This is a genomic window from Oceanobacillus polygoni, assembly GCF_008304605.1.
In the GTDB taxonomy this organism is placed as follows: Bacteria; Bacillota; Bacilli; order Bacillales; family Amphibacillaceae; genus Oceanobacillus; species Oceanobacillus polygoni.
In genome coordinates this window covers 114,022-126,227 of sequence record NZ_PIJY01000004.1, presented here as the reverse complement: position 1 = coordinate 126,227, position 12,206 = coordinate 114,022, and the positions used below count along the sequence as shown (strand labels likewise).

Genomic DNA, 12,206 nt, shown 5'->3' with positions numbered 1-12,206 from the left:
ATTTATTGAATACGCTAAAAAAACAGTATTTTATTTATGTGAAAATCAGCTCTATACTGAGCGTAGAAGATAAATTTTACTAGGGAGGATTAAGAATGAGTAACCAAAATAAAGCTTACGATGTAATTGTTGTGGGAACGGGAAATGCAGCACTTTGCTCGGCGATTGCGGCAAAAGAAAATGGTGCTGATGTACTTATTTTAGAACGGGGGCCAAAACAAAAACGTGGTGGGAATTCCTTTTTCACAGATGGAGCAATTCGTTTTGCCTATCAAAACAAAGATGCACTAGAGCCCATATTAAATCAACTATCCACCGAAGATTTTCAAAATATCGATATGCCTGATTATGATACGGAAGATTACTATAATGATATTATGAATGTGACAGAAGGAAAGAGTGCTCCTAACTTAGCTCGGCAGCTTGTTGACAAGTCGTACGATACGATCCAGTGGATGAAGCGACAAGGAGTGCAATTTGAGTTAAACGAGAATCAATCTTTTAACAAAAGTGGAGTACAGCAATTTTGGGGAGGTCTCCCGGTAAAAACACATCGCAAAGGCATTGGTCTTATTGAAGCACTTATTAAGAAGGCGGAAGCTTTAGGTATAGAAATTCGCTATAATACGAGAGCTATTGGCTTACAGACAGCTAACAAAAAAGTAAGCGGTATCAGCGTGGTGGAGAATGGTGAGGAGAAGCAAATTCCTGCAAAATCAGTTGTGCTGGCATGCGGAGGCTTTGAAGCAAACAAAGAAAAACGAGCCAAATATTTAGGGGAAGAATGGGAAAAGGCATTAGTAAGAGGGAGCGAATACAACACAGGTGATGGTTTAGATATGGCGATAGAAGTTGGAGCACAGCCATATGGAGACTGCTCCGGCTGTCATGCGCATACGACAGATTTTCAAGCGCCACGAGTCGGGGATTATGGTAAACCTGGAGATATTTATAAAAAATCTTCTTATCCACTTGGACTAATTGTCAATATTAAAGGAGAACGCTTCGTGGATGAGGGAGCAGATTTTCGAAATTATACGTATGCAAAGTATGGAAAAGAAACGCTGCGCCAGCCAGAACAAAAAGCATTTCAATTGTTTGATGAGCAGGTTCGTCCTTTGCTGCGAGTAGAATATAATTTAGAAGAAGCAACGTGTATTAAAGCGAATACAATTGAAGAACTTGCAGATAATATGAATATTGATAAAGCAAGATTTATAGAAACGATAGAGCACTATAATCAAGCGGTTCAAGAAGGGGAGTATAACCCAGCCATCAAAGATGGAAAAGGAACAAAGGGCATCACGCCCGCAAAGAGTAATTGGGCACTTCCATTTAATAAGGCGCCATATTACGCCTACCCGGTCACATGTGGAATTACCTTCACATTTGGAGGAATTCATGTCAATGAGAATGGGGAGGCACTAGATAAAAATCAATCACCAATTCCAGGGTTATTTGCAGCAGGTGAAATGGTTGGTGGATTATTTTATCATAATTATCCAGGAGGATCTGGATTAATGTCTGGTGCTGTATTTGGCAAGTTAGCGGGAGAGTCTGCGGCGAGTTATGTGCTTGAGCCGGTGGGTGCGACTCATAAAGAAAATTAATAGACATGAGGCACTTTAAAGAGACAAGGATTCCTGCATTCTATTGCTAGGAATCCTTGTTTAATTAATAATTAGCTAGAAATCAAATATGATTGAAGTATTTAAAACCTATCCAACGAAAAACAAGCTATATCCAATGAACTCTTTCCATGAATAACCATCTGACTTAACAGCTCTCCCACACCACTGCTAAACTTAAATCCATGCCCTGAGAAGCCGCAAGCAGTTATGACATTCTGATAGTTTGGAAGTCGGTCGATTATGAAATCTCCATCTGGTGTATTTGTATAGGTGCAAACCTTGCCTTGTCTGTGCTTTAAGTCAGAAGACATATGCTGCTTAACAAATTGCGTGACATCCTGCTCGTCTTCTGGATATATACCAAATGTTTCTAGTGTCTCTTCTGCTTGAACTGGATGTCCTCCATCATGTCTTCCAATTTTGATACCAGCATCGTCAATACTTGGAAACCCGTAGTATGTTTCATTTGCATTATCATAGGACCAAGCAGGGAATGCCTTTGAATGGTATAGTTCTTCATTTGCATCAAACCAAGAGAATGTTTTTCGAACTGGTTGTAGTGGTAATTCATAGCCGAGTAAGGATAAAATCTGGTTTGTTCCCTTTCCAGCTGTTATGATGAGTTGTTTTGCTTCAATAGTCTGACCATCTAGCTGGATAGTTGCGAGATGGTTCGTTACATTCAATTGCTGTATCTGAGCATTTGTGTAGAGCCTAGCGCCATGTTTTATTGCAAGCTCACAGTAGGCTTGAATGGCTTCTTCACTCATTAAAACGCCCGAATCTGTTTCAAAACATCCAAATAGATAATCTGGTAGTTGATAGCCAGGCCACCTTCTGTTTATTTCTTGTGCTGTCAGAACCTCAGCAGATAACTTATATTTTTTAACAGAATGAATGACATTTTGTAGAAAAGGAGATTCCTTAGGACCAATATTTAGTACCCCTGTTTGATGAAAAAGCTTTCGATTTGATGTTTGTTCAAGTTCATACCATAATTCTTGTGAACGTAATGCCAAAGGAACATAGATATCACCCTCACCGTAAGCATGCCTTATAATTCTAGTTTCTCCATGGTGAGAACCATTAGAATGAGGTGGATTATTGGAATCGATTAAAGCTACTGTTTTGCCACTCTTTGCAAGATAATATCCAGCTGACATCCCCATCGATCCAGCTCCGATAATCGCAACGTCGTAGATCATGATTTACTCTCCTTTAATTTTTATACAGTTATTTTAATGGAATATACAAGGGGGTTCAATCCTATTCTATTAAAGTTAGCTAGATTGTTATAAACATAAAGCCTATATAATATAGAAATAAGCATAATTATTCATTTGCTATACAACAATTTTTTAGATATTATGGTATAATCCATAAACGTAACTATTTTGAATTGGAGGCAATAATGTGTCACTCGTGAAAGATTTCGAAAATATAAAAGATAAACTCATAGAGATTAGTAATCAATTATATGAAAATCCAGAGCTTGGAGATCAAGAATTTGAATCTATGAAGCTATTGGTAGAATATTTACGTTCCCACAATTTTGAAGTGGAAACAGGCATTGTAGACCGTCCGACAGCTTTTCGGGCAGAGTTTTCCGGAGAAAAGCCAGGACCAACAGTTGCTTTTTTAGCAGAGTATGACGCGCTACCTGGAATTGGTCATGGTTGCGGTCATAATTTAATCGCGACGATGGCGGTTGGTGCTGGGATAGTTCTCAGTAAGCATGTGCAAGAAATAGGCGGGAAGGTTGTTGTTCTTGGAACGCCTGCTGAGGAGACCAATGGCGCCAAAGTACCAATGGCTGAGCAAGGAACTTTTGATGGTATTGATGTAGCAATGATGGTGCATCCAGCTGATGTTTCTTCAGAAAGCGGACCGATGCTGGCAATGGATGCGCTCCAGTTTGATTATACTGGAAAAGCATCCCATGCAGCTGCTTCACCTGAAGAAGGGATTAATGCACTGGACGCTGTTATCCAATTATTTAATGGAATCAACGCATTACGAGAGCATGTTCCGTCAGATGTACGAATGCATGGCATTATTACGGAAGGGGGACAGGCTGCGAACGTAGTGCCGGAGAAAGCTGTTGCTCAATTTTATATTCGCGCAAATGAGCGCAAGGTTGTAGATGAAGTAGTGAAAAAGGTAAGAAATATAGCAGAGGGTGCAGCATTAATGACAGGTGCATCTGTTGCAATTTCAAATTATGAATTGAGCTATGACAATATGGTCACAAATAGAGCTTTATCTGATGTCTTCACAAAAAATCTAAAAGCGCACAGTCCACATCCTGTCTATCCAGCTGTAGCTGCAACTGGTTCGGCCGATATGGGAAATGTAAGCCAAGTAGTACCAGCAATCCATCCATTTGTTGGAATGAATAAGCCTGGACTTGTATTCCATACGGAAGATTTTGCAGATCAAACGATTACGAAAGATGGCGAGACAGCAATTGCAGATGCAGTGCTTTCTTTAGCACAGACTGGTTATGACATTATGACGGATCAAGATTTACTATCCGCTATAAAAACAGAATTTGAAAATCGATAAGTTCAGTTTTTACATGGTTACAGGTAGTGAATTACCGCTTCTTAGCTGTTTGTAGCGGTTCACTACCTGTTATTTGTTTTTGACAACACGTGAGAATAAACATAAGGAGAGATTTTTAATGCAGGACGAAACGATTTCTAATGAGGGAAATCTGAAAAGAAAGAAAAGGAATTTTGAATTTCCCCATGTATTCGCATTGTTATTTGGCTTAATCATTATTACAGCTTTATTTACATATATCGTTCCAGCCGGTGAATACGAACGAGAGGTAAATGATGCAGGGAGAACAGTTGTAGTGGACGGGACTTATCAGCAGGTTGAGTCGAATCCAACTAGTCCTTTTGGAATTTTAGAAGCTGTCCATAAAGGTATGGTTAATGGTGCTGAAATCATCTTTTTCATTTTTATTGTTGGTGGTGCCTTTGGGATTTTGAATGCAACAAAAGCGATTGAAACAGGGCTTGCGACTGTTTCAACAAAAATGGCTGGAAAGGAAATTTATCTCATACCGGTTGTTATGTTATTATTCGCACTGGGCGGTGGAACATTTGGGATGTCGGAAGAAACAATTCCATTTATCTTAATATTAGTTCCATTAGCAATCAAGATGGGATTCGACTCATTAGTTGGTGCAGGAATGGTTATAGTAGGATCCTGTGCAGGCTTTACAGCATCATTCATGAATCCTTTTACAGTTGGTGTAGCCCAAGGAATTGCAGAATTACCGCTGTTTTCCGGGATGGGAATTCGTTTTATTATCTGGCTTATCTTTGTCGCATTTAGTATTGCATTTGTCATGATCTATGCAAAAAAAGTTAAGAAAAACCCGGAAACCAGTTTGATGTATGAGATTGACAAACGTAGAACTATGGATGATGCTGAACGTGACCCTATAACAATGAAGTTAACTCCTAGACATGCAATTATTATTGGTCTGCTATTTTTAACGATTATTGGACTTGCAATCGGTGTTACTTTTTTTGATTGGTATATCACAGAAATTGCCTCACTGTTCTTGTTGATGGGCGTTATCGCAGGTTTTGTTGCTAAGCTAAAGGTGAACCAAATTGCTGAATCCTTTGTAGACGGCTGTAGAGATCTTGTTGTAGGTGGATTGGTAGTCGGATTGGCTTACGGAATCTTGGTCGTACTTGAGGAAAGTAATACAATTGATACGATTTTGTATAGTTTATCGGGTGCAATCGGTCAATTACCAACTACATTTTCTGCGATGGGAATGTACATTACACAAAGTCTCTTGAATTTTCTCGTTCCATCTGGAAGTGGACAAGCTGCATTGACAATGCCTATTATGACCCCGCTATCTGATTTGACTGGTGTAAGCAGGCAAACTGCTGTACTGGCATTTCAATTAGGGGATGGGATTTCAAATGCAATTACCCCTACATCGGGTGTTCTAATGGCATCACTCGCATTGGCAAAAATACCATGGATAAAGTGGATTAAATGGGTTTGGCCTGTCATTGCACTATCTTATATTGTTGGGGCGATTATTGTTACGATTGTGCATTTGTTTGTTTGGACGGTTTGAGTCAGGGTTTGAAATGTATAAGGATAAGATTCATTTTATCTAACTGAATGTAGTTTTAACATTTGCAATATGGTATAAAAAAACAAAGCAGAAAAAGTTTATTTTTACTGCTTTGTTTTATTTTATAATAAGGATTCATTAGCGCTTAGGGGCTCTATAACCAGCATTTTCGGCTTCGGTAGTTGAGCAAAACCATTGCGCTACATTTTTTGTCTGATTGTAGTATGTACTTCCAGGGACATGATAAATTCCACTGTTACTACCTTTAATGTCGCAGCTGCCTGCTTCTGTTTCCCCTGAGGAATCATCGGAAGTCGTAGAGCTGCTTGATGCTTGAGTTGTTGTACTTGAATTAGAGCTAGTACTATTAGTGTTCCCGCTTGATTTAGATTCACTAGTATTTTTATCTTGGGTATTAGCGCTGCTCGTAGTAGTTGTTTCTTTTTCTTCTAATTTTTTCTTTAAGGATGCTTTTTCATCCTTCAGTTGTTCGATATTCTCTGAAAGTGATTCGTTTTCTTCTTCAGCAGATTTATAATCTTCCTTTAGCTCTTTGTTTTTCTTTTGAAGCGATTCATAATCCTTTTGTAATTTCTCATGTTCATTTTCTATAGTGATGATTTCCTCGTTTAGTTCAATTATTGTACTTTCAAGGTCATCAAATTCTTCCTGTAAAGTAGAATTACTTTCTTCTAATTCTGAAATAGTTGCTGTTAATTTTTCGCTTTTCTCTAACTCTTCATCTAAGCTTTGTTGAACGTTCGCGTCAGAATCACCTAAAGCAATGCCTATAAATGTTAAAAATGCAAAGACCCCTAAAATTGAGTAAACTACTTTCTTCCATACCTTTTTATCCTTCGATCGAAACCATAGATAACCTATAACTGCCAAAAATAAAAGTGCAATCAATGCTTCTATCAATCGAAACCCTCCTTTTATAATAGATATATAGAACTATATATTATTCAAAAAAATTACATATAGTGCATTATATGTAATCTTTGTTCTATTAAAATTTAATGTATGACTAAAGCATAAACATATGAAATTAGTTTTTGCTAAATCAAGTTGCTAAAAAAAAGAAATATTGAGAAACCAAAGACTGGAAAAATTTATTTCATAACTTCAGTATAGCTGTTTTTATAAAAAAAGAAATAAATAAGTAAATTTGTTAAAATGTTGCTTTTTAAATTAAATAATTCTGATAAGCTAACTAGTAATGATAAAAATGAAAAAAGCTAAGGTGAATTGTGTATTTGCTTTCTTTTATGCACTGTGCCTATAATTGTATCTGATAATTGAATATTTTAACTATCGACTAGGGGAGCATATTTAATGCTGAGAGATAAAAATCGACCCTTTGAACCTGATCTAGATAACACTAGCGTAGGGAAGTGGAAGCACCGTTTTTGGTGAATTTAAATTTGCAAAACCCATTTCTCTTAAACTAGTGATGGTTTTTTTGTGTCTATGCTTTCCTTGATGGAAGAGGGGAGTGAGTTCATTTTTAAGTATTCACTATGTAATTAAAGTATTTATAATAGAGGGGGATAAATGATGAGCAACCTATTTACGGATCGATTATGGAAGCGAGTAGAACCTATTTGGCAATCTTATTTGGAGCATCCTTTTGTCAAAGGTCTTGGAGAAGGATCGTTAGATCAAGAGAAATTTAAGCATTGGCTGAAGCAGGATTATGTTTATTTGATAGAGTATTCCCGTTTATTTGCCTTAGGAAGTGCCAAAGCACATGATTTAAAAACAATGAGAACATTTGCGAAGTTATTACATGGCACGTTGGATATGGAAATGGATTTACATCGTCAATATGCAAGTAAGTTTGGTATTACAGCTGAGGAACTTGAGGTTACTGAAGCGGGAGCAACAACTACAGCGTATACAAGCTATATGCTAAATGTATCGCAACGAGGTGGGATTGAAAACGTAGTAGCTTCTGTCCTTACATGTGCTTGGAGTTATAATTTTATTGGAAAAGAACTTGCAACTTGGTCAGGTGCATTGGGTCATGAGTTCTATGGACATTGGGTAAAAATGTATGCTTCTGATGAATTTACTGAGCTTGCTGAGGACTGCAAAAACCTAATGAACGAAATCGCCTCTGGTAAACCAGAACGTGATCTAGAAGAATTAGAGGAAATTGTGGTTAAAACTAGTTTGTTTGAATACATGTTCTGGGATATGGCTGAGAACAAAGAAGAATGGCCAATTCAGCTAAGTGCTGATGCAACTTAATCTATACTCATCTGTGTAGAAGGTTAGCTGAAACATTGATTAAGTAAAATCTTGTTGAAGAGAAGTTAAACCCTAGGTGAAGGCATGTTAATTGATATGCCGCTGATTGTAGAGCCGATGAACAAGTTGGGAGAACGCTTGTTTATAGAAAAATACCTAAACCTATCTATAGGCAAGTGCCTTTTAGAGTAAATAAAAGCAGTATCAGTCCCCATGGCATTAAAGTAATGAAGAAATGGGGACTGTTCTTTTCGAAGCCATCTAAGTACCCTCTATTTACGAATATATTGAATTGGCTAGATTAACCTGATTTATAGGGGTGTTAGTTGTACTGACAACCTCCGGAAAATTATACTCCCCACCTTAACGCTAAATCTATGGTACAATAATAATAAGTGTAATTTTCAACAAATTCACTTTTTTTGTTGTTTTATAAATTAGAATAGGGGAGATAGTTGCATTGTTAAAAGATGATCGTTTTAAAGGGTTATCATTGACTGATTTAAAGCGTGATTTATTGGCAGGTATCACGGTAGGTATTGTAGCAATACCGCTTGGGATGGCATTCGCTATTGCTTCAGGGGTAAAACCAGAGTATGGGCTCTACACTACGGTAGTCGCTGGAATTATGGTCGCATTGTTTGGTGGCTCCAGATTCCAAATTGCTGGACCTACTGGAGCATTTATTCCTATACTGCTTGCTATTGTTTTACAATACGGCTATGAAAATCTATTAATAGCTGGATTTCTGGCTGGAATTATGCTCATCTTAATGGGTGTGTTAAAACTAGGAAACTTAATCACTTACATTCCGCGTTCCTTAACAATCGGCTTTACTTCTGGTATTGCCGTTATTATTTTTAGCGGACAGATTGGAGATTTTCTTGGTCTGGCTGGACTAGATAAAAAACAGTATTTTCACGAAAATATGATTCAGATTGTGCAAAACATCACAACCGTGAATTGGCTTAGTGTATTAACCGCATTAATAGGTTTATCCATGATTGTCTTTTTACCCAAATTATTTCCTAGAGCGCCTGTGCTTTTAGTTGCTCTTATCATACCGACAATTGTAGCAATAATATTCTATCCAGGGAAGGTTGCATCAATTGGTAGTGCGTTTGGCGGAATTAGCCAATCACTGCCAAGTTTTCAAATCCCATCTATCACTTTGGAAAGGATCCTTTTGCTGTGGCAACCTGCATTTGTTATTGCGATGCTTGGTGGGATTGAATCCTTACTGTCAGCAGTTGTTGCAGATGGAATGACAGGCAGACGTCATCATTCGAATAGAGAGCTTGTCGGACAGGGATTAGCAAATATTGTTACTCCTATGTTCGGTGGGATACCAGCTACTGGTGCAATAGCCCGAACAGCTACAAATATTAAAAGTGGGGCTGTTAGCCCCTTTTCGGGGATTTTTCAAGGGTTATTTGTTTTAGTAATATTGTTATTATTTGCACCCTATGCATCTCATATTCCTTTAGCAAGTATGGCCCCAATTCTGATGATTGTTGCTATTAATATGAGTGAATACAAATCATTTGCCCATATTTTTAAATTAAAGACAAGTGATTCCTTAGTTCTAGTTACTACGTTTTTATTAACTGTATTTGTTAACCTCACGATTGCAGTGCAAGTAGGACTATTACTAGCTATGGTGTCCTTTATTAAGCGTATGAGTAAAATTTTTGAAGTAGAAAAGGTTATCCCAGCACTTAAAAATTCTAAATCGAAAACCGAGGAAACGGTATCCAAATGTCCACAGCTTTCCTTTTTTACAATTTCAGGTCCGTTATTTTTTGGGGCTGCTGATAAATTTGAATCCGTCATTACACGATCAATTAATAAACGTCCAACAGTAATTATATTAAAAATGAAAAATGTACCGATTATTGATGCTACAGCTGAAGCGAATTTGGCATCACTCGCAAAAGACTTTCATAAAATGGGCGGTACTCTATTAATTTCAGAAGCTAACAAAGAAGTTCGAGAAACATTAGAAATTAGTGGGTTGTACGAAGAAATTGGTGCGAAGCATTTCTTTGATGATTCATCCGATGCTGTTGATTTTGGATTACAAATTATCAATGTACAGAATTGTCCAAAATGTGGCCGGAACGAGACGTCTGCTTGTCAGGTATTCGAGCAAAGGAAAAAGGTCAAAACTGGGTAGGGGATATAGGAGCGGATTTCTAAGCAATTATTGTACTACTCAATAAAGATTATTCTAAACTAATTCTTGGAGGATCTAAGAACGATAGTGCACCGGACATTAATAATGGGGATGGGTATTTATAGTTATTTTTAGATAAAAGGAGTTAAAGAAAAAATGACTTTAATAACCAAAATCATTTTCGGTTTTTGTCTTAGTATATTTGTCTATTTCGGTCTACGCTCTACTACATGAGTGCGTGGATTGAAAAAAGATTATATATCTATTAAATGAGTGGATAAAAAGCCCGAAGTTGGATTAACTAAATTCAACTTCGGGATAAAGTATGCTAGATTAGGTCTTACATTTTCCTCTCAACTACTCAATCAACCATTAACCTGCTGTTCAGCAGCTCCATAAGATTTCTGTTTAATCATACTATGTGGATCAATAACAAACTTACGAGATACACCACCGTCAAAAGCTTTATACCCGTCCGGAGCTTCACCGATGGAAATAACCGTTGCATTAACCGCTTTGGCAATTTGTGCTCTGCCACTTAAAATAGCTTTCATTAAATCACGATTATATCGCATAACTGGAGTTTGCCCAGTTACAAATGTATGTGCCTTTGCAAAGCCTAGGCCGAAGCGGATTTTTAATGTTCCTTCTTTTGCATCTGGATCTACTGCACCTGGATCTCCAGTTACGTATAGGCCTGGAATACCTAAGCGCCCACCAGCCCTAGTTACACCCATGATTGAATTTAATACAGTAGCAGGAGCTTCACCCGCGTCTTTTCCGTGTCCGCTTGCTTCAAAGCCTACTGCATCAACTGCACAGTCCACTTCAGGTGTCCCAAGAATTTGTTCGATTTGCTCGCCAAGATCATCATGATCACGTAAATTCACTGTTTCACAGCCAAAGCTTCTTGCTTGCTCAAGACGCTCTTCATTTAAGTCCCCAACGATAACGACAGAAGCACCTAATAATTGTGCAGAATGTGCAGCAGCTAATCCCACTGGTCCTGCACCTGCAACATATACCGTTGATCCAGTTTTGACACCTGCGCTTACAGCACCATGGTATCCAGTTGGGAAAATATCGGATAGCATCGTTAAGTCAAGGATTTTGTCCAATGCCTGATCGCGGTCAGGGAATTTTAATAGTTGGAAATCTGCATAAGGAACCATGACATATTCCGATTGCCCTCCGACCCAGCCGCCCATATCAACATAGCCGTATGCGGAGCCAGGGCGATCAGGGTTAACATTTGTACAGATATGTGTATCTTGCTGTTTACAATTTTGACAACGTCCACATGCAATATTGAACGGCACAGATACAATGTCCCCTTTTTGAATAAATTCAACATCGCTACCGACCTCAATAACTTCACCTGTAATTTCATGTCCAAGAACTAAGCCACTTGGAGCCGTAGTACGACCTCTAACCATATGTTGGTCACTACCACAGATATTCGTCGAAATAACCTTTAAAATGACCCCATGATTACATTTTCTTCCTACGTTTAAAGGATTGACCCCCGGGCCATCTCGAAGTATTAGATCAGGATATCCAATATCTCGTACCTCTACTTCTCCAGCTTTAACATATACAACCGCTTTGTTACTCATACTACCACTCCTTATAAAATGATATTTGAGATGTCTATTTATGAAAGCGTTTGACTCTATTGTTCAATATAACATCAAAATATGTTGGTTACAATAATAATTAAAATATTTAAAGTATTTTACATAGTCTTAAACTATTATTTGGTTTGCTTATCTAGACTAATGTTTCTAGAACTAAAGATTTATAAAAATTGTTAGGGCGAGTGTTTTTTTCTAGCTATGTTAAGTGAAATAGAGGGTAATTTATTCTTTATAAACTTTTAAAAGCTAGTAATTGACTAAAATATACTTACATGATAAATTTGGGTTGGAATTTTCTAAAATTTAAATATATTAGAATTAGTAATTGCTTACTAATTCTCAAACAAGCTTAATAAGTTATATAATGTAAACCCTTCCATTGGTGGTTCTAT

8 protein-coding genes and 1 riboswitch are annotated in these 12,206 nt (G+C 37.6%); of the genes, 5 read left to right on the top strand and 3 right to left on the bottom strand.

The genetic code is table 11. The annotated features are described in order from the left end of the window. The first annotated feature begins 95 nt into the window (after positions 1 to 95). On the top strand, positions 96 to 1,610 hold the full coding sequence (gene tcuA / locus F1560_RS01960) for an FAD-dependent tricarballylate dehydrogenase TcuA (RefSeq protein ID WP_149472986.1): 1,515 nt from the start codon (positions 96 to 98) through the stop codon (positions 1,608 to 1,610). A gap of 101 nt (positions 1,611 to 1,711) precedes the next feature. Here tcuA and solA read toward each other — a convergent pair whose 3' ends face one another. Beyond that, entirely contained in the window at positions 1,712 to 2,836 is a 1,125-nt protein-coding gene (gene solA, locus F1560_RS01955) for an N-methyl-L-tryptophan oxidase (protein ID WP_149472985.1), read from the bottom strand. A 208-nt stretch (positions 2,837 to 3,044) separates the two neighbouring features. On the opposite strand from solA, the gene F1560_RS01950 reads away from it, so the two are divergent. Both F1560_RS01950 and F1560_RS01945 read left to right on the top strand, forming a co-directional pair. Continuing rightward, positions 3,045 to 4,196 carry a M20 family metallopeptidase gene (locus tag F1560_RS01950; RefSeq protein WP_149472984.1) on the top strand — a complete coding sequence of 384 codons (1,152 nt, stop codon included), beginning with the start codon at positions 3,045 to 3,047 and terminating at the stop codon, positions 4,194 to 4,196. Positions 4,197 to 4,314: 118 nt separating this feature from the next. After that, positions 4,315 to 5,748, top strand: coding sequence for a YfcC family protein (locus F1560_RS01945; protein ID WP_149472983.1), 1,434 nt, complete (start codon positions 4,315 to 4,317; stop codon positions 5,746 to 5,748). Between the two features lie 138 nt (positions 5,749 to 5,886). Here F1560_RS01945 and F1560_RS01940 read toward each other — a convergent pair whose 3' ends face one another. Then, positions 5,887 to 6,669 (bottom strand): sunset domain-containing protein, encoded by a 783-nt coding sequence (locus F1560_RS01940; RefSeq protein WP_149472982.1) that lies wholly within the window; start codon positions 6,667 to 6,669, stop codon positions 5,887 to 5,889. Positions 6,670 to 7,058: 389 nt separating this feature from the next. Further along, a riboswitch (TPP riboswitch) is annotated at positions 7,059 to 7,158 on the top strand. Between the two features lie 147 nt (positions 7,159 to 7,305). On the opposite strand from F1560_RS01940, the gene tenA reads away from it, so the two are divergent. Both tenA and F1560_RS01930 read left to right on the top strand, forming a co-directional pair. Further along, complete coding sequence (gene tenA / locus F1560_RS01935) at positions 7,306 to 8,001, top strand: thiaminase II (protein ID WP_149472981.1); 696 nt, start codon at positions 7,306 to 7,308, stop codon at positions 7,999 to 8,001. A gap of 460 nt (positions 8,002 to 8,461) precedes the next feature. Further along, a complete protein-coding gene (locus F1560_RS01930; protein ID WP_149472980.1) occupies positions 8,462 to 10,177 on the top strand; it encodes a SulP family inorganic anion transporter in 1,716 nt (571 codons plus the stop codon). 365 nt (positions 10,178 to 10,542) lie between these two features. Here the strand turns inward: F1560_RS01930 and fdhA are convergent, their stop codons facing one another. Next, on the bottom strand, positions 10,543 to 11,793 hold the full coding sequence (fdhA, locus tag F1560_RS01925; RefSeq protein ID WP_149472979.1) for a formaldehyde dehydrogenase, glutathione-independent: 1,251 nt from the start codon (positions 11,791 to 11,793) through the stop codon (positions 10,543 to 10,545). Positions 11,794 to 12,206 lie beyond the last annotated feature (413 nt).

What these genes read in the sequence shown, in the direction of transcription:
- tcuA (WP_149472986.1), top strand. Translation starts at nt 96, where the DNA reads ATGAGTAACCAAAATAAAGCTTACGATGTAATTGTTGTGGGAACGGGA.
- solA (WP_149472985.1), bottom strand. Translation starts at nt 2,836, where the DNA reads ATGATCTACGACGTTGCGATTATCGGAGCTGGATCGATGGGGATGTCA.
- F1560_RS01945 (WP_149472983.1), top strand. Translation starts at nt 4,315, where the DNA reads ATGCAGGACGAAACGATTTCTAATGAGGGAAATCTGAAAAGAAAGAAA.
- tenA (WP_149472981.1), top strand. Translation starts at nt 7,306, where the DNA reads ATGAGCAACCTATTTACGGATCGATTATGGAAGCGAGTAGAACCTATT.
- fdhA (WP_149472979.1), bottom strand. Translation starts at nt 11,793, where the DNA reads ATGAGTAACAAAGCGGTTGTATATGTTAAAGCTGGAGAAGTAGAGGTA.